The organism is Streptomyces sp. NPDC053367 (assembly GCF_044545925.1).
Classification (GTDB): Bacteria; Actinomycetota; Actinomycetes; order Streptomycetales; family Streptomycetaceae; genus Streptomyces.
Map to the genome: position 1 here is coordinate 242,335 of NZ_JBITYN010000009.1, position 22,880 is coordinate 265,214.

Genomic DNA, 22,880 nt, shown 5'->3' on the forward strand with positions numbered 1-22,880 from the left:
TGTGTGCGCAGGTACGTACAGCAATGCACCGCCGTGCGGCTCAGACCGGGCGCGGCACGGCCACGACCCGGGATCAGGTGAGGATGAATGACGGACGCCGTGGGCTCCCTCGACACGCCTGACGCCCGGGATGAGGCGCCTGAGTCGAAGAAGGCCCGCAAGGGCGGCAAGCGCGCCAAGAAGGGCCCGCTGAAGCGTCTCGCGCTCTTCTACCGCCAGGTCATCGCGGAACTCCGCAAGGTCGTCTGGCCCACGCGCAATCAGCTGACCACGTACACGACCGTAGTGATCGTCTTCGTGGTCATCATGATCGGCCTGGTCACCGTGATTGACTATGGACTCGACCACGCAGCCAAGTACGTCTTCGGCTGAGCCAAGTGCGAAGGGCGCCGCGGTTACCGGCGCCCCTTTCGCATGTTCCACCCCTATGTATCCAGGAAGAAGCAGCCACCGTGTCTGACCAGAACCTGAACGACGCCATCGAGCCGGATGAGTCGGAGGACGACGAGCTCGACATCGTCGAGGGCGCGGACGAGGACCTGGACGAGTTCGAGGCTGCCGAAGCCGAGTCGGGCGAGCCCGCCGAGGAAGCCGCTGTGCACGTCGAGGACGAGGACGAGGCCCTCGCGACCGGCGAAGAGGCCGAAGAGGCCGGCGACGCCGAAGAGGCCGGCGAAGAGGTCGAGGAAGAGGAGGAGGCCGAGGAGGCCGCTCCCGTCGACCCCGTCCAGGCCCTGCGCGAGGAGCTGCGCACCCTCCCCGGCGAGTGGTACGTCATCCACACCTACGCCGGCTACGAGAACCGCGTGAAGACCAACCTGGAGCAGCGCGCGGTCTCCCTGAACGTCGAGGACTACATCTTCCAGGCCGAGGTGCCGCAGGAAGAGGTCGTCCAGATCAAGAACGGCGACCGCAAGACCATCCGTCAGAACAAGCTCCCCGGCTACGTGCTGGTGCGCATGGACCTGACGAACGAGTCCTGGGGCGTCGTCCGCAACACCCCCGGCGTCACCGGCTTCGTGGGCAACGCCTACGACCCCTACCCGCTGACCCTGGACGAGATCGTCAAGATGCTCGCCCCGGAGGCGGAGGAGAAGGCCGCCCGCGAGGCCGCCGAGGCCGAGGGCAAGCCCGCCCCGCAGCGCAAGGTCGAGGTCCAGGTGCTGGACTTCGAGGTCGGCGACTCGGTCACCGTCACCGACGGTCCGTTCGCCACGCTGCAGGCCACGATCAACGAGATCAACGCCGACTCGAAGAAGGTCAAGGGCCTCGTCGAGATCTTCGGCCGCGAGACCCCGGTCGAGCTGAGCTTCGACCAGATCCAGAAGAACTAGTCCCTTCTGGACGTACCGCTTCCGGACAGGTCGGGCAAGCCGCTGAGGCTTGTCTGACCTGCTCGGTTTTTGGCCGCACACCTATACCCGTTATCGTTGTGCGGTATGCCTGCGTCCGGGTGATTCCCGCGCGCGGGCAGGACCCGAATCGAAAGGACCCGGAGAGCTATGCCTCCCAAGAAGAAGAAGGTCACGGGGCTCATCAAGCTCCAGATCCAGGCCGGTGCCGCCAACCCGGCTCCGCCGGTCGGCCCCGCGCTGGGTCAGCACGGCGTCAACATCATGGAGTTCTGCAAGGCCTACAACGCCGCGACCGAGTCGCAGCGTGGCTGGGTCATCCCGGTGGAGATCACGGTCTACGAGGACCGCTCCTTCACCTTCATCACCAAGACCCCGCCGGCCGCGAAGATGATCCTCAAGGCCGCGGGTGTGGAGAAGGGCTCCGGCGAGCCGCACAAGACCAAGGTCGCCAAGATCACCCAGGCGCAGGTCCGCGAGATCGCCGAGACCAAGATGCCCGACCTCAACGCCAACGACCTGGACGCCGCGTCGAAGATCATCGCCGGCACCGCCCGTTCCATGGGCATCACGGTCGAGGGCTGAGAACCCACCTCGTAGACACGCAGTAGTGGCAGGGCCTGCTCGGCCCGGACCACAACTCCTAAGCAAACCCAGGAGCAGTAGTGAGCAAGCGCAGCAAGTCTCTCCGCGCTGCGGACGCCAAGGTCGACCGGGAAAAGCTGTACGCCCCGCTCGAGGCCGTCCGTCTCGCCAAGGAGACCTCCACGACCAAGTTCGACGGCACCGTCGAGGTCGCCTTCCGTCTGGGTGTCGACCCGCGTAAGGCCGACCAGATGGTCCGTGGCACCGTGAACCTTCCGCACGGCACCGGTAAGACCGCCCGGGTCCTGGTCTTCGCGACCGGCGACCGTGCCGAGGCCGCGCGTGCCGCGGGCGCCGACATCGTCGGCGCCGACGAGCTGATCGACGAGGTGTCGAAGGGCCGTCTGGACTTCGACGCCGTCGTCGCCACCCCGGACCTCATGGGCAAGGTCGGCCGCCTCGGCCGCGTGCTCGGTCCGCGTGGTCTGATGCCGAACCCGAAGACCGGCACCGTCACCCCCGACGTCGCCAAGGCCGTCACCGACATCAAGGGCGGCAAGATCGAGTTCCGCGTCGACAAGCACTCGAACCTGCACTTCATCATCGGCAAGGTGTCGTTCGACGACAGCAAGCTGGTGGAGAACTACGGCGCCGCGCTGGAGGAGATCCTCCGTCTGAAGCCGTCCGCCGCCAAGGGTCGCTACATCAAGAAGGCCGCCATCACCACCACGATGGGCCCCGGCATCCCCGTCGACCCGAACCGCACCCGCAACCTCCTCGTCGAGGAGGACCCGGCCGCGGTCTGAGCCCCCAAGGCTCACTGAAGCAGGCCACGGGCCCCGCACCTTCATCAGGTGCGGGGCCCGTTCCCGTGGTGCCGCCCTGCGCTAGCGTGCGGGCAGGGACGGGCGCGGGGGAGGACGTATGGCCGGCGGCAGGGCGTGGCGGGGCCGGGTACTGCTGGCGGTGCTGCTGCTCATGGGCGCGGCCGCCTGCACCTCGGCCGGCGGCGACGCCGCCGCGGACCGAGCCCCCGACCGTCGTACGGCCGACCCGGCCCCTGCCGTCCTCGCCGCGCTGCGGGCCGCCGAGCGGGCCACCGAGGCGGCCGGCTCGGCGCGCGTGCGGTCCACGGCCTCCCTCGGCGCGGACGCCGCCATGACCTCCACGGGCGCCCTCGCCTGGCGCGACGGGCTCTGCGGCGCCCTCACCCTCACCTACACCGGCGGCGGCGTCGCCGGGACGCTGGGGGAGCTGGGCAGCACCTCGACGCAGGCCCGCTATCTGCCCGACGCGTACTACACGCGCGTGGGCGAGGAGTTCGCGGCGAAGGCGGGCGGCCGGCACTGGATCCGCTACGGCTGGGATGACCTGGCCGGTCTCGGCGGCGCCGACGGGCCCGGGCTCGCCGGGCAGATCCGGGAAGCCGCCCCGCACCGCTTCCTGGCGCTGCTGCGGGCCGCCGACGGTGTGCGCCGGGTCGGTGTCGAGACGGTCCGAGGGGAGCGGGCCACGCACTACACGGGCGTCGCACGGCCCGCCGGACTGCCGGAGCAGACCCTCGATCTGTGGGTCGACGGCGACGGACTGCTGGTCAAGAAGGCCGAGAGGAGCCGGACGCAGGACGGCGAGGTGTCCCAGACCGCGTACTACGACGACTACGGCGTGCGCGTCTCGGTCCGGCCGCCGCCGCCCGCGGACACCCAGGACTTCGGGGAGCTCGTCCGTCCCCGCGGCCGGAATTGAGAGGTCGGCCGTCAGTGGCCTCGGATACGCTCGCAGCCTGACTGTGTATCGGCCATCTGTTCCGTGGGGGGAATCATGGGCCTTTCTGTACGTACCCGTGGCGGGGTGACGCTCGCCGGGCTCTCGGCGCTCCTGCTCGCGGGCGGGGCCGTCGGCTGTGCCGGCGACAAGGGGGAGAACAGGGCCGACCGCACGCCGTTCCAGGTGCTGACGGCGGCGTACGAGAAGACCGCCGAGGCCAAGTCCGCGCGTGTCCACATGACCATGACCGCGCCCGCGATGCTGGGCGGCTCGGAGGAGCCCTCCACCGTGAGCGGCGTCATGGGCTGGGACCCGGCCGTCATGGACCTCACGGTCGAGGGCTCCTCGGAGCCGGGCATGCCGGCGAAGATCCGCATGATCCTGCGCGACGACGTCATGTACATGGACGGCGGCAAGGAGGCCGCCGCCGAGATGGACGGCAAGCGCTGGATGAAGCTGGACTTCGGCGCCGCGGCCGAGGCCTCCGGCGACAAGGACATGGCCCGGCAGATGACGGCGGGCCTGGACAACCTGAACCAGAACCCGGCCGAGCAGATCGCCCTGCTGCTGGAGTCGCCCAACCTCAAGCACGTGGGTGCCGAGAAGATCGGCGGCGTCGAGGCCGAGCACTACAAGGGCACGCTGACCGTCGCCGAGATGATGAAGACCAACAAGGCGCTGGACGTGCTGAAGCCCCAGGAGCGCAAGCAGCTCCTGGAGAACATCGAGAAGTCCGGCATCAAGGGCTACGACACCGAGGTATGGGTGGGCGAGGACGACCTGCCGGTCCGGATGGACGTCGGGATGGACACTCCGCAGGGCGACGTCGAGATGAGCATGACCTTCTCCGACTACGGCACCAAGGCGGACGTCCAGGCGCCGCCGGCCTCCGAGACCTTCGACCTCATGGAGATGTTCAAGGAGCTCGGCGAGAGCGGGGCCTTCGACGAGGGCGCCCTCGGCGAGGACACCCTCGACCTGGAGGGCCTGGACGACCCCGAGCCCCTCGACGCGGGCTGAGCCCGTCCTGGGCCCTTCGAAGATCCTGGTACGACCGGATTTGCTTCCCGGCGATCCGGTCACGTACTCTCCTTCTCGAAGCCAAAGACCGCTGGTCGTTGCCGTGCGCTCGCGAGAGGGCGCGGTGGCCGAAGGATCCGCTGAAAATGCGGACGACCCGCGCAGGTGACTGTGGAAGAACTCCTGGTGTGCACACCATCGCGTGTGTACGGCCGGTCGAGTCCGCCCCGTGCGCCTGCGCCGGGGCGTTTCGTTTTCCCCAGTCCTCCTTCGGGTCCGCGCGGTCCGAATCACCCGGAAGGAGGCCGAGGCTCTATGGCGAGGCCCGACAAGGCTGCCGCGGTTGCCGAGCTGACGGACAAGTTCCGTAGCTCCAACGCCGCCGTGCTGACCGAGTACCGCGGTCTCACCGTGGCGCAGCTCAAGACGCTGCGTCGTTCGCTCGGTGAGAACGCCCAGTACGCCGTGGTGAAGAACACGCTGACCAAGATTGCGGCCAACGAGGCCGGGATCACGCTGGACGACCAGCTCTTCGCTGGTCCGACGGCCGTCGCCTTCGTCACCGGTGACCCGGTGGAGTCGGCGAAGGGTCTGCGCGACTTCGCCAAGGACAACCCGAATCTCATCATCAAGGGCGGTGTCCTTGACGGCAAGGCGCTGTCCGCCGATGAGATCAAGAAGCTTGCGGACCTCGAGTCCCGCGAGGTTCTGCTCTCCAAGCTGGCCGGTGCCATGAAGGGCAAGCAGTCGCAGGCTGCCTCTGTCTTCCAGGCGCTGCCGTCGAAGCTCGTCCGCACCGTGGACGCGCTCCGTGCCAAGCAGGACGAGCAGGGCGGTGCCGAGTAATTCGGCTCGCTTTCTGATCCGCGCCGCCTAGCGGCACGGGTCGCAGCGGGCCCGACGTACGCCCGCCTCACCCAGTACACCCGGCACCTGCCGAATTAGTGGAAGGACCGCCATCATGGCGAAGCTCAGCCAGGAAGACCTGCTCGCGCAGTTCGAGGAGATGACCCTCATCGAGCTCTCCGAGTTCGTGAAGGCCTTCGAGGAGAAGTTCGACGTCACCGCCGCCGCTGCCGCGCCGGTCGTCGTCGCCGGTGGTGCCGCTGGTGGCGCCGCCGCCGAGGCCCCCGAGGAGAAGGACGAGTTCGACGTCATCCTCACCGGCGCCGGCGACAAGAAGATCCAGGTCATCAAGGTCGTGCGTGAGCTGACCTCGCTGGGTCTGAAGGAGGCCAAGGACCTCGTCGACGGCACCCCGAAGCCGGTCCTGGAGAAGGTCAACAAGGAGGCCGCGGACAAGGCTGCCGAGGCCCTCAAGGGCGCCGGCGCCTCCGTCGAGGTCAAGTAACACCTCACGGGTCCGCACGGACTCACGCGAGCTGATTGCGGCCCTGTAGGGCTGTAACGCTGACGCACCGAAGAGCGATCATCCATCCGGGTGGTCGCTCTTCGGCGTTTGCGGGGGGCCGGCCGCGGTTGCCTTGCACCCGGTACGGCGGGGGGTATGGTGATCTTCGTCGTGTCTTCGAACGTCCTGGTTCCGGCCAGGGGGCCTTGACGAACCGAACGCAGCGCGCAATTCTCAGGACGCGTCGTCACAACGGTCCGAATCCGAGGCATGGATCGGCGACGAAGAGGGCAGTATCAACGTGCGTTGAGGGCAGACATGCCGCAGACGTTGAGAACAAAGAGGGTCCCTATGGGTGTGGTGCAAACCGGGACTGGACATCAGTGTGCCCAGTGGCTACACTGACCCTTTGCGCTGCCTGTTAGCTGTCCCCTGCCCGTCACCAGGGGTCTGCCCTCACCTCAGCACGACGACCAGAACTCTCTGACCTGGCCCAACAGCCACAAAGGGAAGCCTGTCGCCTCGTGTGAGTGAGGGGCCGGTACGCGCGTAGTGAGTCCGAGCCCTCGGAAGGACCCCCTCTTGGCCGCCTCGCGCAACGCCTCGACCGCGAATACGAACAACGGCGCCAGCACCGCCCCGCTGCGCATCTCTTTTGCAAAGATCAAGGAGCCTCTCGAGGTTCCGAACCTGCTCGCGCTGCAGACCGAGAGCTTCGACTGGCTGCTCGGAAACACCGCCTGGCAGAGTCGGGTCGAGGAGGCTCTGGAGAACGGTCAGGACGTCCCCACCAAGTCCGGTCTGGAGGAGATCTTCGAGGAGATCTCCCCGATCGAGGACTTCAGCGGGTCGATGTCGCTGACCTTCCGTGACCACCGCTTCGAGCCGCCGAAGAACTCGATCGACGAGTGCAAGGAGCGCGACTTCACGTACGCCGCGCCGCTCTTCGTCACGGCCGAGTTCACCAACAACGAGACCGGCGAGATCAAGTCCCAGACCGTCTTCATGGGCGACTTCCCGCTCATGACGAACAAGGGCACCTTCGTCATCAACGGCACCGAGCGTGTCGTGGTGTCGCAGCTGGTCCGTTCGCCGGGTGTCTACTTCGACTCCAGCATCGACAAGACGTCCGACAAGGACATCTTCTCCGCCAAGATCATCCCGTCCCGGGGTGCCTGGCTGGAGATGGAGATCGACAAGCGCGACATGGTCGGCGTCCGCATCGACCGCAAGCGCAAGCAGTCGGTGACCGTCCTGCTCAAGGCGCTCGGCTGGACCACCGAGCAGATCCTCGAGGAGTTCGGCGAGTACGAGTCCATGCGCGCCACCCTGGAGAAGGACCACACCCAGGGCCAGGACGACGCGCTGCTCGACATCTACCGCAAGCTGCGTCCGGGCGAGCCCCCCACGCGTGAGGCCGCGCAGACGCTGCTGGAGAACCTCTACTTCAACCCCAAGCGCTACGACCTCGCGAAGGTCGGCCGCTACAAGGTCAACAAGAAGCTGGGTGCGGACGCCCCGCTCGACGCGGGCATCCTGACCGTCGAGGACATCATCTCGACGATCAAGTACCTGGTGAAGCTGCACGCCGGTGAGACCGAGACGGTCGGCGACAACGGCGACACGGTCGTCGTCGAGACCGACGACATCGACCACTTCGGCAACCGTCGTCTGCGCAGCGTCGGCGAGCTCATCCAGAACCAGGTCCGTACGGGTCTGGCGCGTATGGAGCGCGTCGTGCGTGAGCGCATGACCACCCAGGACGTCGAGGCGATCACGCCGCAGACCCTGATCAACATCCGGCCGGTCGTCGCCTCCATCAAGGAGTTCTTCGGCACCAGCCAGCTGTCGCAGTTCATGGACCAGAACAACCCGCTGTCCGGGCTGACGCACAAGCGTCGTCTGTCCGCGCTCGGCCCGGGTGGTCTGTCCCGTGAGCGGGCCGGCTTCGAGGTCCGAGACGTGCACCCGTCCCACTACGGACGCATGTGCCCGATCGAGACCCCCGAAGGCCCGAACATCGGTCTGATCGGTTCGCTCGCCTCCTACGGCCGCGTCAACGCGTTCGGCTTCGTCGAGACGCCGTACCGCAAGGTCGTCGACGGCCAGGTCACCGACGAGGTCGACTACCTGACCGCCGACGAGGAGGACCGCTTCGTCATCGCGCAGGCCAACGCCGGCCTGAACGACGACATGCGCTTCTCCGAGAACCGCGTCCTGGTCCGCCGTCGTGGCGGTGAGGTCGACTACGTCGCCGGTGACGACGTGGACTACATGGACGTCTCGCCGCGCCAGATGGTGTCGGTCGCGACCGCCATGATCCCGTTCCTCGAGCACGACGACGCCAACCGTGCCCTCATGGGCGCGAACATGATGCGCCAGGCCGTTCCGCTCATCAAGGCGGAGGCCCCGCTCGTCGGCACCGGCATGGAGTACCGCTCCGCCGTCGACGCCGGCGACGTCGTCAAGGCCGAGAAGGCCGGTGTGGTCCAGGAGGTCTCCGCGGACTACATCACCACCGCCAACGACGACGGCACGTACATCACGTACCGCCTGGCCAAGTTCGCCCGCTCCAACCAGGGCACCTCGGTCAACCAGAAGGTCATCGTCCACGAGGGCGACCGCATCGTCGAGGGCCAGGTCCTCGCCGACGGTCCCGCCACCGAGAACGGCGAGATGGCCCTGGGCAAGAACCTGCTCGTGGCGTTCATGCCGTGGGAGGGTCACAACTACGAGGACGCGATCATCCTGTCGCAGCGCCTCGTGCAGGACGACGTCCTCTCCTCGATCCACATCGAGGAGCACGAGGTCGACGCCCGTGACACCAAGCTCGGCCCCGAGGAGATCACCCGGGACATCCCGAACGTCTCGGAGGAGGTCCTCGCCGACCTCGACGAGCGCGGCATCATCCGCATCGGTGCCGAGGTCATCGCCGGTGACATCCTCGTCGGCAAGGTCACGCCCAAGGGTGAGACCGAGCTGACGCCCGAGGAGCGCCTGCTGCGCGCGATCTTCGGTGAGAAGGCCCGTGAGGTCCGTGACACCTCGCTGAAGGTGCCGCACGGCGAGACCGGCAAGGTCATCGGTGTGCGCGTCTTCGACCGCGAGGAGGGCGACGAGCTTCCCCCCGGTGTGAACCAGCTGGTGCGCGTCTACGTCGCGCAGAAGCGCAAGATCACCGACGGTGACAAGCTCGCCGGCCGCCACGGCAACAAGGGCGTCATCTCCAAGATCCTGCCGATCGAGGACATGCCGTTCCTGGAGGACGGCACCCCGGTCGACATCATCCTCAACCCGCTGGGTGTGCCGTCCCGAATGAACCCGGGACAGGTTTTGGAGATCCACCTCGGCTGGCTCGCCAGCCGCGGCTGGGACGTCTCCGGCCTCGCCGACGAGTGGGCGCAGCGCCTCCAGGCGATCGGCGCCGACCGCGTCGAGCCCGGCACCAACGTCGCCACCCCGGTCTTCGACGGTGCGCGTGAGGACGAGCTCGCGGGTCTGCTGCAGCACACCATCCCGAACCGCGACGGCGAGCGCATGGTGCTCCCGACCGGCAAGGCGCGGCTGTTCGACGGCCGTAGCGGTGAGCCGTTCCCGGACCCGATCTCGGTCGGCTACATGTACATCCTCAAGCTGCACCACCTGGTCGACGACAAGCTGCACGCGCGTTCGACCGGCCCGTACTCGATGATCACCCAGCAGCCGCTGGGTGGTAAGGCGCAGTTCGGTGGCCAGCGCTTCGGTGAGATGGAGGTGTGGGCCCTCGAGGCCTACGGCGCCGCGTACGCCCTCCAGGAGCTGCTGACCATCAAGTCCGACGACGTCACCGGCCGCGTGAAGGTCTACGAGGCCATCGTCAAGGGCGAGAACATCCCCGAGCCCGGCATCCCCGAGTCCTTCAAGGTGCTCATCAAGGAGATGCAGTCGCTCTGCCTGAACGTGGAGGTGCTGTCCAGCGACGGTATGTCCATCGAGATGCGCGACACCGACGAGGACGTCTTCCGCGCTGCGGAGGAGCTCGGCATCGACCTGTCCCGGCGCGAGCCGAGCAGCGTCGAAGAGGTCTGACGGGAGTCCGGCGGGCCTTGAGCGATCAAGGCCCGCCGGCCCCAGGACCCCCGTTTCAGACCCCAAGACTTACAACCCTGAGAGGGATTGACGCATAGTGCTCGACGTCAACTTCTTCGACGAGCTCCGGATCGGTCTGGCTACCGCTGACGACATCCGTCAGTGGAGCCACGGCGAGGTCAAGAAGCCGGAGACCATCAACTACCGCACCCTGAAGCCCGAGAAGGACGGACTCTTCTGCGAGAAGATCTTCGGTCCGACCCGGGACTGGGAGTGCTACTGCGGCAAGTACAAGCGTGTCCGCTTCAAGGGCATCATCTGTGAGCGCTGTGGCGTCGAGGTCACCCGCGCCAAGGTGCGCCGTGAGCGGATGGGCCACATCGAGCTGGCCGCCCCCGTCACGCACATCTGGTACTTCAAGGGCGTCCCGTCGCGCCTGGGCTACCTGCTCGACCTCGCCCCGAAGGACCTCGAGAAGGTCATCTACTTCGCGGCGTACATGATCACCTACGTCGACGAGGAGCGCCGCACCCGCGACCTGCCCTCGCTGGAGGCCCACGTCTCCGTCGAGCGCCAGCAGATCGAGCAGCGCCGCGACGCCGACCTGGAGGCCCGCGCCAAGAAGCTCGAGTCCGACCTGGCCGAGCTCGAGGCCGAGGGCGCCAAGGCCGACGTGCGCCGCAAGGTGCGCGAGGGTGCCGAGCGTGAGATGAAGCAGCTGCGCGACCGTGCGCAGCGCGAGATCGACCGCCTCGACGAGGTGTGGAACCGCTTCAAGACCCTCAAGGTCCAGGACCTGGAGGGCGACGAGCTCCTCTACCGCGAGCTGCGTGACCGCTTCGGCACGTACTTCGACGGCTCGATGGGTGCCGCGGCGCTGCAGAAGCGCCTGGAGTCCTTCGACCTCGAGGAGGAGGCCGAGAAGCTCCGCGAGATCATCCGCACCGGCAAGGGCCAGAAGAAGACCCGCGCCCTCAAGCGCCTCAAGGTCGTCTCCGCGTTCCTGCAGACGTCCAACAGCCCCAAGGGCATGGTGCTCGACTGCGTGCCGGTCATCCCGCCGGACCTGCGTCCGATGGTGCAGCTGGACGGTGGCCGCTTCGCGACCTCCGACCTGAACGACCTGTACCGCCGTGTGATCAACCGCAACAACCGTCTGAAGCGCCTGCTCGACCTGGGTGCTCCGGAGATCATCGTCAACAACGAGAAGCGCATGCTTCAGGAGGCCGTTGACGCCCTCTTCGACAACGGTCGTCGTGGTCGCCCGGTCACCGGTCCCGGTAACCGCCCGCTGAAGTCCCTCAGCGACATGCTGAAGGGCAAGCAGGGCCGCTTCCGTCAGAACCTGCTCGGCAAGCGTGTGGACTACTCCGCGCGTTCCGTGATCGTCGTCGGTCCGCAGCTGAAGCTGCACCAGTGCGGTCTGCCGAAGGCGATGGCGCTGGAGCTGTTCAAGCCGTTCGTGATGAAGCGCCTGGTCGACCTGAACCACGCGCAGAACATCAAGAGCGCCAAGCGCATGGTGGAGCGCGGCCGCACGGTCGTGTACGACGTCCTCGAAGAGGTCATCGCCGAGCACCCGGTGCTGCTGAACCGTGCTCCCACCCTGCACCGCCTCGGCATCCAGGCCTTCGAGCCGCAGCTGGTCGAGGGCAAGGCCATCCAGATCCACCCGCTCGTCTGCACCGCGTTCAACGCGGACTTCGACGGTGACCAGATGGCCGTGCACCTGCCGCTGTCCGCGGAGGCGCAGGCCGAGGCCCGCATCCTGATGCTGTCCTCGAACAACATCCTCAAGCCCGCCGACGGCCGTCCGGTGACGATGCCGACCCAGGACATGGTCCTCGGTCTGTTCTTCCTCACCACCGACGGCGAGGGCCGCAACGTCAAGGGCGAGGACCGCTCGTTCTCGTCGGTCGCCGAGGCGATCATGGCGTTCGACGCCCGGGAGCTCTCGCTCCAGGCGCGCGTGGACATCCGCTTCCCGGTGGGCACCATCCCGCCGCGCGGCTGGGAGCCCCCGGCGCGCGAGGAGGGCGAGCCGGAGTGGCAGCAGGGTGACAGCTTCACGCTGCGCACCACGCTGGGCCGCGCGCTCTTCAACGAGCTGCTGCCCGAGGACTACCCGTTCGTCGACTACGAGGTCGGCAAGAAGCAGCTCTCCCAGATCGTCAACGACCTGGCCGAGCGCTACCCGAAGGTCATCGTGGCGGCGACGCTCGACAACCTGAAGGCGGCCGGCTTCTACTGGGCCACCCGTTCCGGCGTCACCGTCGCCATCTCCGACGTCGTCGTCCCCGAGGCGAAGAAGGAGATCGTCGCCGGGTACGAGGCCAAGGACGAGAAGGTCCAGAAGCAGTACGAGCGCGGTCTGATCACCAAGGACGAGCGCACGCAGGAGCTCATCGCGATCTGGACCAACGCGACCAACGAGGTCGCCGCGGCGATGAACGACAACTTCCCGAAGACCAACCCGATCTTCATGATGGTGAACTCGGGTGCACGAGGCAACATGATGCAGATGCGTCAGATCGCCGGTATGCGTGGTCTGGTGTCGAACGCGAAGAACGAGACGATCCCGCGTCCGATCAAGGCGTCCTTCCGTGAGGGTCTGTCCGTGCTGGAGTACTTCATCTCCACGCACGGTGCCCGTAAGGGTCTGGCGGACACCGCTCTGCGTACCGCCGACTCGGGTTACCTCACCCGTCGTCTGGTCGACGTCTCCCAGGACGTCATCATCCGCGAGGAGGACTGCGGCACCGACCGTGGTCTGCGCCTGCAGATCGCGTCGGTCGAGGACGGCACCCTGGTCAAGGCCGAGGACGTCGAGACCTCCGTGTACGCGCGCTGCCTCGCCGAGGACATCGTCGTGGACGGCCGTGTGCTGGCCCCGGCCGGCACCGACCTGGGCGACGTGCTCATCGACGAGCTCATCGCCAACGGCGTCGCCGAGGTCAAGACCCGCTCGGTCCTGACCTGTGAGTCCGCCGTCGGCACCTGCGCCATGTGCTACGGCCGCTCGCTGGCCACCGGCAAGCTGGTCGACATCGGTGAGGCGGTCGGCATCATCGCCGCCCAGTCCATCGGTGAGCCCGGTACCCAGCTGACGATGCGTACCTTCCACACCGGTGGTGTGGCCGGTGACGACATCACCCAGGGTCTGCCGCGTGTCGTCGAGCTCTTCGAGGCCCGTACCCCGAAGGGTGTCGCCCCGATCTCCGAGGCCTCCGGCCGCGTGCGGATCGAGGAGACCGAGAAGACCAAGAAGATCGTCATCACGCCGGACGACGGCAGCGACGAGACGGCGTACCCGATCTCCAAGCGCGCCCGACTCCTGGTCAGCGAGGGCGAGCACGTCGAGGTGGGCCAGAAGCTCACCGTGGGTGCCACCAACCCGCACGACGTGCTGCGCATCCTGGGTCAGCGTGCCGTCCAGGTCCACCTGGTCGGCGAGGTCCAGAAGGTCTACAACTCGCAGGGTGTGTCGATCCACGACAAGCACATCGAGATCATCATCCGGCAGATGCTGCGCCGTGTGACGATCATCGAGTCCGGCGACGCCGAGCTGCTGCCCGGCGAGCTGGTCGAGCGCTCGAAGTTCGAGACCGAGAACCGTCGTGTGGTCCAGGAGGGCGGTCACCCGGCCTCCGGTCGTCCGCAGCTCATGGGTATCACCAAGGCCTCGCTGGCCACGGAGTCCTGGCTGTCGGCGGCGTCCTTCCAGGAGACGACGCGAGTCCTCACCGACGCGGCGATCAACGCCAAGTCCGACTCGCTCATCGGCCTCAAGGAGAACGTCATCATCGGTAAGCTCATCCCGGCCGGTACGGGTCTGTCCCGCTACCGCAACATCCGGGTCGAGCCGACCGAGGAGGCCAAGGCCGCGATGTACTCGGCCGTCGGCTACGACGACATCGACTACTCGCCGTTCGGCACCGGCTCCGGCCAGGCCGTCCCGCTGGAGGACTACGACTACGGTCCGTACAACCAGTAAGGCGTACGTCCACTGAAGGGCGGTCACCCCGTTTCGGGGGTGGCCGCCCTTCGGCGTGTTCAGCGCCCGGTCACCTCCCAGGCCATCAGGGCCACCGTCGCCACGGCGGCCAGCGTGCCGATGCCGGCCAGCGGCCAGCGGGAGCGTTCCAGGGCGTCCAGGCGGGCCTCGTGGTCGGCGAGCTGCTTGTCGGTCTGGTCGCTGCGCTGCACCAGCAGCGCGAGCGAGCCGTCGACCCGGGCGAAGCCCGCCTCCACGGTGCCGCGCAGCCGCTCCAGCTCCACGGCGACGGCGGTCGGGTCGGAGAGCGAGTGCGGCTCGTTCACCTGGCCCTCCGTTCCGGGTCCGGTGCGCCGGCCCTGTCGGCGGGGGCCGGCGGCCCGGTGTCCGCGCCGACGGCGGCACCGGTGCGCAGCCAGGCAGGGAGCAGCGCCTGGACGGCCGGCACGGCCATCACCCGGGTCACGGCCGCGGCGACGGCGAGCGCCCCGGCGATCCAGGGGAGCGTGGCGGGGACGCCCGCGGCGGTGACGACGGTCGGCAGCAGCACACACAGGGCGACAGCGGTCTGCAGGACGGTACGAAGGGTGCGTTTGGCGGCCTCTGACATGGCGGACCTCGCTTCTCGGGGCGTTTCAGGAGCTGTAGGGGACCTTCAGCGCGGCCCAGGACGAGGGGCCCGGCCAGCCGTCGGCGGCGGAGCCCCGGTAGCCGAGCTTGCGCTGCCAGGCGGCGTAGGACTCGCGGTCGGCCTCGCTCCAGCGCGAGCCCGGGCCCACGCGGTAGCGGCCGCAGCCCTCGGCGACCAGCCGGCGGCCCATCGCCGTGACGATGGCGGAGTCCGGCCGCGATCTGAAGAAGGAGGAACCGGGGAACGGCTGGTAGCGGGGCGGGGCGGGCCGCCGAGGGGGCTCGGGCCGCTGTCCGCCGCCCGGGGCGCAGGCCAGACGGGTCTGGATGCGGCGGCGCATGCCGGTCATGGAGAAGCCCCGGGGATCGCTCTTCCAGTCGGACCACTCCAGATGCCCGATGACGGACTTCGCCCCCCATCCGTGGGAGCGGCACAGAGCCGCCGCGACCCGTTCGACCGCGTCCAGCTGCTCGGCGGGCCAGGGGTCGTGGCCGTCGCCGAGGTTGACGCACTCGAAGCCGTAGAAGCGGGCGTTGCCGTCGACGGCTCCCGCGCTTCCGTCGTGCTCGTGCGGGGCCGGCGGCCGGTCCGCGTACGTCTCGGTGATCACGGCCTGGAGGACCGAAGGGTCGCCGCCGCCCGCGTGATTGGCGCGGCCGTTGCCGACCAGATGGACGGTGCCGTCCTTGGCGATGACTCCGTGGCACAGCGGTCCGGGCAGGCCGGCGTGGCCGTCGAAGCACAGGCGGACGCTGGAGTCGGTGCCCGAGGTGACGGTGTGATGGATGACGACCCCGCTGACCGGCCCCCAGCGTCCCTTGTGGTTGCGGTTGTTGGAGCGCCAGCCGGGGTGCTCGACGACGGTGACGCCCTCGGCCCGCAGGGCGGACACGAGGGCGTCGGCGGACAGGGGTGTGGCCATGGCGGATGCCTTCCGGTCGACTCGATGGGGCGGGTGTGCGGGGGCCGTGGGTCCGGACCTGCGGTGACACCCGACGCGGTGGATCACGCGTGCTACGCGTGGAGTAGGATCCGGCCGTCCTCCCGTTTGTGAATCAGATGTGAATACCGCGAATCCGTACGGGAACTGAGGGCGTGTCATACGACGTTGTTCGTTGGCGGGGGTGCCTCGGACGGGGGCGCGACGGGGCAGGGGCGAGAGCAAGGCCACGGGTGGACGGGGACGCGATCAAGGCGCGGCAGCAGCATGTGACCGACTGGCTCGAACAGGCCGTCGATCTGCCACATCTCCTCGCCAGGGTCTCCGAGCTGGTGCACTGCCTCGGATACGCGGCGGAGGACCTCGTCGTACTGCCGCGCGCCGAGCTGGACCGGCGTGAGCTGGCCGCCTACCGCGCGGGCTGGGCCGATGTGGTGGAGGAAGGGCTGCCGACCGTCCGGCGCGCCTACGAGGAGCGGATCACCGCCGCCTACCTGCAGGGACAGGCCGACGCCCGCACCGGCCGCCGGCCGCGCCGGGCCCGCCGCCCGGAGGGCGAGGAGGGCGGCGAGGTCATACCGCTGCCGTACCTCCACCGCCCGCCCCCGGAACCGGCGCGCGCGGAGCGGGAGCGGCCGGCGGCGGACAGGGTGCCGGCGCCGCCCGAGGAGAGCGGCGCCGGCGGCCCGGGAGCGGCGGACGGCGATCCCACTCCCTCGGTCGACTTTCTGCTGTCGGCCCGTGAGGTGCGGGAGAAGAGAGGGGCGTCCGTGCAGCGGCGGCCGGTGGTCCGGCGCAGGGGGCGGCCCAGCGTGCCCCCGCTGCCCCCGCGCCGCCCCGCCGACGAACCGCAGGACCGGACGCCCGATCGCCACGGCTCCTGTCCGGAGGCACCGGGCGGCTGAGGCGGGTGTGCGGCGCGGGGGCCGCGGGTCACACCTCCGGCGGGGCCGGCTCGGCCGGCGGTTCGGGGGCGGGAAGACCGCCGATACCGGAGGGGGCGGCGACGACCTCCGGTTCCCCGGAGGGCTCCGGTTCCGCCGGCGGTTCGGGCACCACCACCGGGCCGGGCTCGGTCACCACCACGCTCACCGGCTCACCGGGGGCCGGCGCCGACGTCTCCTCGGGCACGGTCTCAGACATGAGCGGACTCCATGATCTGGCCCCAGGTGTGTCCGGACGCGGTCAGCGCGGACAGCGTCGGGAAGGCGGACGTGACCGAGGCGTAGGTGGACAGGGTCGCGACCAGCGGGTCGGCGGCGGCGTCGGGGGTGAGCCCCGCGTCGGCCGGTGTCCCGTTGGGCTGGGTGCCGCGCAGGGTGAGGGTCTGCCGTACGCCGGCGTCGGCCGTGGCCGTCGTGCTGATGCCGACCACCCAGGCGAGCGTGTCCAGCCGGGTCCCCGAGGTGTCGGTCAGCCGTACCACGTCACCGAGCTGGACCCGGGGGTCGTACAGCACCTCCACGTCGCCGATGACCGGCACCGGGTACGCGCCCGCGTTGTACAGCGCGTTCGCGATGGACTGGGCCGCGGCCAGGTTCTGGATCCAGTCGGTGGTCTCGCCGGTGTGCTCCTGGCGGCCGTAGAAACGCTCGCTCGCGGTTCCGGGGACGTAGGCGGTTGCCTTGCGCTCCACGGGGTCGGCCTGCGGCTTCAGCGTCACCAGGGACACGGACGGGGTGCCGTCCTTCTTCGCCGTGTACAGCGGCTGGGACGTGCGGTTGCTGAAGCGCACCACCAGGTAGCCGTCCTCCCGGCGGGTCAGCACGTCGACGGCGCCCTTGACCGCCGTCGTGCCGGCGGGCGTGGTCGCGAAGCGGACCTGGGAGCCCGTGGTGACCACCGAGTCGTCGTCCGTCACGGGCGGACCGATGTCGAACTCCTCCTCCGCCATCACGTACGACACGGTCAGCGTGCCGTTGGCCGGGATGGTCCGCACCTGGGTGTCGGTGTAGGTGGTGCCCGCGCTGACGCCGAAGTCCTCCCACACCTTGGCGGGCTGGACGACGTAGTTGCGGCAGGCGTCGATCTCCTCGGTGAGGGTGAGCGAGGCGATGTCCCGCACCGAGGTGAGGGTGAGGTCGGGCCGGCTGGGCGGGGTGTTGAACCGGGTGTGGTTCCGCCAGCGGAACACGCCCCGCTCGTCGAACTGGGCCGTCGACATGGTCGCCTTGGCGATCTGCCCGATGACCTCCCACTGCGACCCCGACACCCGGGGCACCGCGTGCAGCGGCAGGATCGCGTCGTCGAGTTCGGCGCCCTTGGTCCAGGTGCCCGTCTGCGCGAACACCGACGGCGTCGGCATCGCGGCCAGCCCGCTGGTGAGCTGCACGCCCTCCACCGCCATGTCGGTGGTCAGCTTCAGCTCGCGCAGCTCGGAGGCGTACTGGAGCCCGTAGGTCTCGACGTACGTGGCGGGCGAGCCCAGGTACTGGGTGCCGTCCGGGCTGGTCAGGCGGGGCTGCACGGTCGGGTAGACCGAGGTGCCGGTGCTGCCGGTGGTGTCGAACAGGGCGCCGATGTGCCAGGGCCCCATGAGCGCCCCGCGCAGCCCCGTCCAGCTCCACTCGAAGTACCAGTAGGCCCCGTCGATGGTCGCGGAGACCATCCGTACGGTGCCCGCGGCGAAGTCGACCTCCATGCGCAGGGAGCCGCGCGCGTTGCCGGTGCGGTCCAGGATCAGCTCCAGGGAGACCTTGTCGCCGGTTCCGACCGCCGGGTTGACCCACGCCTCCGCGAACAGCCGGGTTCCCGGCACGGTGATCCGCGAGCGCGGGAACCAGCTCGCGCTGAGGTCGGTGACGCCGGCGCGCGGAACCAGCGCCATCTCGTGCGGGGCGCCGTCCCGCGTCCAGGTGTACGCGGCCTCGCGCGGCAGGGTCTCCGGCTGGCCGTACGGTGTGGCGAAGCCGCCATGCAGGGTGGCGTGGACGAGGGTGAGCGGCTGGCCCTCGGCGAACTCGGGGTAGCGGGCGGGCGGCGAGGTGAGCACACCGCCCTGGCGCAGCAGCTCGTCCACGCACCAGGTGGCGGTGGCGACCGGGTGGCCGGAGTAGAACCCGGCGTACGGCTTGGGCAGCAGCGCGGGGCCGCGCAGCCGCTCGGCTCCGTCGAGGGCGGTGATCTGCACGGTGTCCGTGCCGGCCTGTGCCGAGCGGGAGCGCACCGTGCCACGGAACGCGGGCAGGGTGGTCGTGCCGACCCCGCCGCGCATCACCACGGACTGCCCAGGGCGGGTCAGGTCGCCGGTGCTGCGGTTCGCCCAGGGGGCGTACAGCTCGGGCGCGGACGCGCCGCCCGTCCCGGACAGCTGGAGCTGCAGCTGCGCCGAGGACGAGCCGGAGAACGCGCGCATCGCGGCCGGCAGGTCGGTGGCGTAGGACCGCTCCACCGACCAGGACTGCACCTGTGCGGAGACGTCCTTGCCGCCGAGCCGGGTGCTGTGCTTCGTGGTGCGTTCACCCGCCGCGAGCGCCGCGGTGGTGGCGTCGTCAGCCTGCTGCACCGGACACCTCCACCAGGTCGATGCTGAAGTTGCGGTACGGCAGCGGGCGGCCGGGGGTGTCGCTGTAGCCGGTCACGGCCATCGGGGGCAGCCCGTCGCCGGGGACGTCGGCCTCGGCGATGCCGCCGTACGTGAAGCAGGCACCGGCGAGCGAATAGGTGCCGGCGGTGCCCGGCTTGGCGGTCGGGGTGGCGTAGGCGGCGCCGGCCGGGACGGTCCCGGAGACGAGGGGGCCGGTGGCCGAGGACGAGCTGAGGTAGGACCCGTCGGCCTTCTTGTAGTCGATGCCGACGCTCAGCGTGCCGAGCGCCGCGAGGGCGGCCGGGGCGCGGAAGGAGACCTTCAGGCCGGGTGAGACGGGGAAGTTGCCGGTGGTGCCGGGGCAGCGCCAGGCGAGCGCGCTGTTGGCGTCGGCGGCGGTGAAGACGAAGCTGCCGGGGGCGGTGGTGCTCTCGGCCACGGCTCCGGTCGCCGACGTACGGAACCACTGGCCGAGCCCGGTGGTGTCGGCGGCGCCGGGGGCACCGAGCCCGGCGGCCTGGGCGGCGCCGAGGACGTTGCCGGCGGCGGGGTCGACGACGAACACCGGCCCGGAGCCGCCGACCCGGCGGGCGATGCGGTCCAGGGCGCGGGCGTGGGCCGGCGCGAGCAGGTCCCAGGACAGCTTGAGCCGGCGGACGGGGGCCTGGTTGCGGGTGACGGTGACCCGGCCGCCGAGTGACTTGAACTCGCTCACGCCGAGGTCGGCGCTGCGGTCGAAGGACTTCGCGGCCTGGTCGATCTCGGTCATGGAGCCGGGCGGGCCGATCCAGAGGTTTCCCATGAGGACTCCTGAAGGCATGAAAAAAGCCGACGGGTGGGCGTCGGCCTCGGGATGTGCGGGGGATACCGCTAGCGGCGGGCGAGCTGTCGCCGGCCCAGGAACACGGCGCGGGCGATCTCCTGGGAGTCGACCTGGACGACGACCGGGCGGTCGGCCAGCCGCTCCACGGCGGAGGTGAGGGCGCGCAGTCCGCCGCCGTGCCCGAGCATCCGCTCCAGCTTGGACAGCGGGATGACCGCCTCGCTCTCGCCGGCCTCGCCGAGCAGCGCGAGGGTGCCGCCGGAGCGGGCCTGTACGACACCGCCGGTGGCGAGGTGGGGGACCGGCACGTGCAGGCGGGGGAAGCCGAACGAACGGCCGCCGAACTTGGGCACCCAGTCGGGAATGTTGATGTGGATCCCGGCGAGGGCTCCGAGCAGGCCGTTCACGGCGGTGGCGAGGCCGGTCATCGGGGCGAGCATGGCGTTGCCCAGTCCCCTGAGGATCGGGCCCGCGTTCTTGGCCAGTCCGCTCATCGCCGAGCCCATGATCCGCATGGCTGTGGAGACGGTCCGCCGTAGCACGGCGGTGACCTTGTCCATGTTGACGAACTGGGCGATGAGCGGCGCCAGCAGGGTCATGACCAGGCCGAAGGGGTTGGCGGCCATGGCCAGGTTCAGGCCCTTCTGCGCCAGGGAGGCCCCCTTGAGGCCCTTGCCCAGGCTGCCCATGGACTTGCCGCCCTTGTCGGCGTTCTTCGCGGCCTTGCCGACGGACTTCTCGACTGCGTCGGACTGCGACTTGACCTTCTTCAGCTCGCCCTGGGCGCCCTTGGCGGAGGACTTGAGCTTGTCGAGGGACGACTTGAGCTTGTCGGAGCCGGACTTGGCCTTGGTGAGGGAGGACTCGCTGCTGCGGAGGCCGGACCGCAGCTTGGTCACCGCGTCGTTGCTGTTCCGCACGGAGGTGCGCAGCTTCCCGACGGCCGTGGCGGCCTGGTTCGAGCCGTTGCGCAGCCCGGAGAGGGGCGCGGTCGCGCCGGTGGCCCCGCGCTGCAGGCTCGCCATGCCGGACGCCGACTGGGTCAGCGACCTTCTGAGGCCGCCGAGGCTGGTGTTGACTTGCTGGACTGCCTTTTTGAGACTCATGGGATCCTCCTCGGACTACATGCCGCCCAGTGACGTGATGAGAGCCGTCACCCGGTTGTCGATCGTCTCGAACTCGTCGGCGATGTCCTCCAGGTCGGCCTGGTGGTCGCGGCGCAGGCGGACGACGTCGTTCTCCACGGCGCGTGCCTTGTCCATCGCCCGGCCGGCCTGGTTGCGGACATCGTTGATGCCGGCGCGCAGCTGCTCCGGAAGCAGGTTGCGTGAGCTGAGTTCGGCCCTTTCCTTCTTCTTCTGGTACTCGGCGATCGGGTCGAAGAAGGTGTGCTCGAGCTTGATCCCGGTGACTTCGGCGTTGAGGCCGTGGGCTGCCATCACGGCACCGTTGGCCTCGCTCTTGACGCCGGACAGCTCGATCTGCTTGACGTACTCCCTGCGCACGATGTCCTGGGTCCAGGCCTTCCAGCTGCCCCGCAGGCTCGTGAGCTCGCGTTTGACGATCGAGGTCACCCAGTTCTCGTCGTTCTCCTCCTGTTTCGCCATTCCGGCCGCCTTCCCTTCGCTCGTGTGTGGAACAAAAAAAGTGCGCCCTCGGTTCGAGAGCGCACCCGTGCTTATGGAGGTGTGTGTCCGTCACGCCACGGAGATCCGCCATCTCCCGGTGGCCGAAAGGGTCACGTATCCGTGCTGGGGGAGCCGGAGCGTGCCCCTCTGGGTGGCGGCCGAGGTGTGGCGGACGACTTGAGCGGACCCGTTCGCGGGGGTGTAGGTCACCGTTCCCGGTGCGTCGACGAAGTCGTAGCTCAGGACCGGCGCGTACTCGTAGTAGGGCTTCGGGGCGAAGTATCCGAACGTGTCGGTGCCCTTGCCCTCGCAGTCCTTCACCGGCAGGCTCCGCAGGGCGTCCCCGTCGGTGACCGAGAGCCGCCACCGGCTGAACCCCCCGGCGCCCTCGCGGTAGCGGATGCGCTGGACCTCCACGGCGTCGCAGTTCGCCGGCAGCACGAGGTGCGAGGTGGCGCCCCGGTGGATCTCGGCGATCGACGTGCGAGCGCGCTGATGGTGTGCGCCCGCCCGGACGGCGACGATGTCGAAGTTGGACGTGAGACCGCCGCGGAACCGCAGCACCAGAGGCTTGCCGGTTCCACCCCCGGGGACCTGGATGACCTTGTCCCGCCACCCCGACCACGCGGATGCCGCTGTCCCGTTCATCTGCCTTCCCCCTCCTGGCCCGCTCGATGGCTTCCGGGGCGATCGTCGCACGGCGGCCGGCCGCCCGGACGGCTTCTTCGAGGAGCCCGCCGGGCGCGGTCCGCCGCGGCCGTCAGAGCTGCTCGTCCTCCGGGTGCGGGCGGGCCGACGGGTTGCCGGACGGGTGGGGGAGCGGGAGGACCTTCGCCGTCGGCCGGGGGCCGTGGGGCTGCGGCTCCGGCTGGGAGCGACGGGGTCGCGGCTGCGGCTCCGGCCCGGTGGCGGCTTCCGCCCTGCGGCGCTGCTCGTGCTCGCCGCGGTCCTGCCAGCCGTGCGCGTACGCGGTGAACTCCCGCTTCTCGATCTCCGCGCGCGTCGTGATCACCAGGTCGGGCGGCAGCGGCCGTCCTCTGAAGCGCGTGGCCAGGGCGTGCTGGAGCTCCAGCGTCGCCTCCCTGACCTCGGCTTCGCTCCATACCGTGCCGTCGTCCCTCGTCACGACCCCCACCCTCCGTGTTGCCGCTCCTATATTCGAACGCCTGAGCGATAACCGCTTGGCAGCGTACCT

General features: G+C 69.4%; 21 protein-coding genes. 11 read left to right on the forward strand and 10 right to left on the reverse strand.

Annotation, left to right across the window (positions count from 1 at the left end; translation table 11 throughout):
- Positions 1–87 precede the first annotated feature (87 nt).
- The 10 genes from secE (at position 88) to ACIGXJ_RS25775 (ending at position 14,137) form a co-directional block, all read left to right on the forward strand.
- Positions 88–372 (forward strand): preprotein translocase subunit SecE, encoded by a 285-nt coding sequence (gene secE, locus ACIGXJ_RS25730; RefSeq protein ID WP_399649690.1) that lies wholly within the window; start codon positions 88–90, stop codon positions 370–372.
- Positions 373–452: 80 nt separating this feature from the next.
- Positions 453–1,334, forward strand: coding sequence for a transcription termination/antitermination protein NusG (gene nusG, locus ACIGXJ_RS25735; protein ID WP_399649693.1), 882 nt, complete (start codon positions 453–455; stop codon positions 1,332–1,334).
- Between the two features lie 168 nt (positions 1,335–1,502).
- Positions 1,503–1,937 carry a 50S ribosomal protein L11 gene (gene rplK / locus ACIGXJ_RS25740; RefSeq protein WP_093613725.1) on the forward strand — a complete coding sequence of 145 codons (435 nt, stop codon included), beginning with the start codon at positions 1,503–1,505 and terminating at the stop codon, positions 1,935–1,937.
- 80 nt (positions 1,938–2,017) lie between these two features.
- Positions 2,018–2,743: a 50S ribosomal protein L1 gene (rplA, locus tag ACIGXJ_RS25745; RefSeq protein ID WP_399649697.1), complete on the forward strand. Its 726-nt coding sequence runs from the start codon at positions 2,018–2,020 to the stop codon at positions 2,741–2,743.
- 118 nt (positions 2,744–2,861) lie between these two features.
- On the forward strand, positions 2,862–3,683 hold the full coding sequence (locus ACIGXJ_RS25750; RefSeq protein WP_399649700.1) for a hypothetical protein: 822 nt from the start codon (positions 2,862–2,864) through the stop codon (positions 3,681–3,683).
- Positions 3,684–3,758: 75 nt separating this feature from the next.
- Complete coding sequence (locus ACIGXJ_RS25755) at positions 3,759–4,724, forward strand: hypothetical protein (protein ID WP_399649702.1); 966 nt, start codon at positions 3,759–3,761, stop codon at positions 4,722–4,724.
- A 315-nt stretch (positions 4,725–5,039) separates the two neighbouring features.
- Positions 5,040–5,570: a 50S ribosomal protein L10 gene (gene rplJ, locus ACIGXJ_RS25760; RefSeq protein WP_383334194.1), complete on the forward strand. Its 531-nt coding sequence runs from the start codon at positions 5,040–5,042 to the stop codon at positions 5,568–5,570.
- Positions 5,571–5,685: 115 nt separating this feature from the next.
- Complete coding sequence (gene rplL, locus ACIGXJ_RS25765; protein ID WP_399649705.1) at positions 5,686–6,075, forward strand: 50S ribosomal protein L7/L12; 390 nt, start codon at positions 5,686–5,688, stop codon at positions 6,073–6,075.
- A 582-nt stretch (positions 6,076–6,657) separates the two neighbouring features.
- A complete protein-coding gene (rpoB, locus tag ACIGXJ_RS25770; protein WP_399649707.1) occupies positions 6,658–10,143 on the forward strand; it encodes a DNA-directed RNA polymerase subunit beta in 3,486 nt (1,161 codons plus the stop codon).
- A 97-nt stretch (positions 10,144–10,240) separates the two neighbouring features.
- Entirely contained in the window at positions 10,241–14,137 is a 3,897-nt protein-coding gene (locus ACIGXJ_RS25775; protein WP_399649710.1) for a DNA-directed RNA polymerase subunit beta', read from the forward strand.
- 59 nt (positions 14,138–14,196) lie between these two features.
- Here ACIGXJ_RS25775 and ACIGXJ_RS25780 read toward each other — a convergent pair whose 3' ends face one another.
- From ACIGXJ_RS25780 to ACIGXJ_RS25790, 3 genes are read right to left on the reverse strand one after another with little or no spacing between them, the layout of a single operon-like run.
- The gene (locus ACIGXJ_RS25780; protein ID WP_399649712.1) at positions 14,197–14,463 is read right to left on the reverse strand and encodes a hypothetical protein; all 267 of its coding nucleotides are present in this window, start codon (positions 14,461–14,463) and stop codon (positions 14,197–14,199) included.
- Positions 14,460–14,747: a hypothetical protein gene (locus ACIGXJ_RS25785; RefSeq protein WP_399649715.1), complete on the reverse strand. Its 288-nt coding sequence runs from the start codon at positions 14,745–14,747 to the stop codon at positions 14,460–14,462. The genes ACIGXJ_RS25780 and ACIGXJ_RS25785 overlap by 4 nt, the downstream gene beginning before the upstream one ends.
- 25 nt (positions 14,748–14,772) lie before the next feature.
- Complete coding sequence (locus tag ACIGXJ_RS25790) at positions 14,773–15,690, reverse strand: peptidoglycan-binding protein (protein ID WP_399649718.1); 918 nt, start codon at positions 15,688–15,690, stop codon at positions 14,773–14,775.
- A 251-nt stretch (positions 15,691–15,941) separates the two neighbouring features.
- On the opposite strand from ACIGXJ_RS25790, the gene ACIGXJ_RS25795 reads away from it, so the two are divergent.
- Positions 15,942–16,613, forward strand: a complete 672-nt coding sequence (locus tag ACIGXJ_RS25795; RefSeq protein ID WP_399649721.1) for a hypothetical protein — start codon at positions 15,942–15,944, stop codon at positions 16,611–16,613.
- Between the two features lie 28 nt (positions 16,614–16,641).
- On the opposite strand, the gene ACIGXJ_RS25800 is transcribed toward ACIGXJ_RS25795, so the two are convergent.
- From ACIGXJ_RS25800 to ACIGXJ_RS25830, 7 genes are all read right to left on the reverse strand, one after another.
- The gene (locus ACIGXJ_RS25800; protein WP_399649724.1) at positions 16,642–16,851 is read right to left on the reverse strand and encodes a hypothetical protein; all 210 of its coding nucleotides are present in this window, start codon (positions 16,849–16,851) and stop codon (positions 16,642–16,644) included.
- A complete protein-coding gene (locus tag ACIGXJ_RS25805; protein WP_399649727.1) occupies positions 16,844–19,213 on the reverse strand; it encodes a hypothetical protein in 2,370 nt (789 codons plus the stop codon). The genes ACIGXJ_RS25800 and ACIGXJ_RS25805 overlap by 8 nt, the downstream gene beginning before the upstream one ends.
- The gene (locus ACIGXJ_RS25810; protein WP_399649729.1) at positions 19,200–20,036 is read right to left on the reverse strand and encodes a hypothetical protein; all 837 of its coding nucleotides are present in this window, start codon (positions 20,034–20,036) and stop codon (positions 19,200–19,202) included. Before ACIGXJ_RS25810 ends, ACIGXJ_RS25805 begins: the two co-directional genes overlap by 14 nt.
- A gap of 68 nt (positions 20,037–20,104) precedes the next feature.
- Positions 20,105–21,163, reverse strand: coding sequence for a hypothetical protein (locus ACIGXJ_RS25815; RefSeq protein ID WP_399649732.1), 1,059 nt, complete (start codon positions 21,161–21,163; stop codon positions 20,105–20,107).
- Between the two features lie 15 nt (positions 21,164–21,178).
- The gene (locus ACIGXJ_RS25820; protein WP_399649734.1) at positions 21,179–21,664 is read right to left on the reverse strand and encodes a hypothetical protein; all 486 of its coding nucleotides are present in this window, start codon (positions 21,662–21,664) and stop codon (positions 21,179–21,181) included.
- A 90-nt stretch (positions 21,665–21,754) separates the two neighbouring features.
- A complete protein-coding gene (locus tag ACIGXJ_RS25825) occupies positions 21,755–22,333 on the reverse strand; it encodes a hypothetical protein (RefSeq protein ID WP_399649737.1) in 579 nt (192 codons plus the stop codon).
- Between the two features lie 112 nt (positions 22,334–22,445).
- Positions 22,446–22,811 (reverse strand): hypothetical protein, encoded by a 366-nt coding sequence (locus ACIGXJ_RS25830; protein ID WP_399649740.1) that lies wholly within the window; start codon positions 22,809–22,811, stop codon positions 22,446–22,448.
- Between the last annotated feature and the right edge of the window lie 69 nt (positions 22,812–22,880).

What these genes read in the sequence shown, in the direction of transcription:
- ACIGXJ_RS25810 (WP_399649729.1), bottom strand. Translation starts at nt 20,036, where the DNA reads ATGGGAAACCTCTGGATCGGCCCGCCCGGCTCCATGACCGAGATCGAC.
- ACIGXJ_RS25755 (WP_399649702.1), top strand. Translation starts at nt 3,759, where the DNA reads ATGGGCCTTTCTGTACGTACCCGTGGCGGGGTGACGCTCGCCGGGCTC.
- rplJ (WP_383334194.1), top strand. Translation starts at nt 5,040, where the DNA reads ATGGCGAGGCCCGACAAGGCTGCCGCGGTTGCCGAGCTGACGGACAAG.
- rplL (WP_399649705.1), top strand. Translation starts at nt 5,686, where the DNA reads ATGGCGAAGCTCAGCCAGGAAGACCTGCTCGCGCAGTTCGAGGAGATG.
- ACIGXJ_RS25800 (WP_399649724.1), bottom strand. Translation starts at nt 16,851, where the DNA reads ATGTCTGAGACCGTGCCCGAGGAGACGTCGGCGCCGGCCCCCGGTGAG.
- ACIGXJ_RS25825 (WP_399649737.1), bottom strand. Translation starts at nt 22,333, where the DNA reads ATGAACGGGACAGCGGCATCCGCGTGGTCGGGGTGGCGGGACAAGGTC.
- ACIGXJ_RS25820 (WP_399649734.1), bottom strand. Translation starts at nt 21,664, where the DNA reads ATGGCGAAACAGGAGGAGAACGACGAGAACTGGGTGACCTCGATCGTC.
- ACIGXJ_RS25785 (WP_399649715.1), bottom strand. Translation starts at nt 14,747, where the DNA reads ATGTCAGAGGCCGCCAAACGCACCCTTCGTACCGTCCTGCAGACCGCT.
- rplK (WP_093613725.1), top strand. Translation starts at nt 1,503, where the DNA reads ATGCCTCCCAAGAAGAAGAAGGTCACGGGGCTCATCAAGCTCCAGATC.
- ACIGXJ_RS25750 (WP_399649700.1), top strand. Translation starts at nt 2,862, where the DNA reads ATGGCCGGCGGCAGGGCGTGGCGGGGCCGGGTACTGCTGGCGGTGCTG.
- ACIGXJ_RS25790 (WP_399649718.1), bottom strand. Translation starts at nt 15,690, where the DNA reads ATGGCCACACCCCTGTCCGCCGACGCCCTCGTGTCCGCCCTGCGGGCC.
- ACIGXJ_RS25815 (WP_399649732.1), bottom strand. Translation starts at nt 21,163, where the DNA reads ATGAGTCTCAAAAAGGCAGTCCAGCAAGTCAACACCAGCCTCGGCGGC.
- secE (WP_399649690.1), top strand. Translation starts at nt 88, where the DNA reads ATGACGGACGCCGTGGGCTCCCTCGACACGCCTGACGCCCGGGATGAG.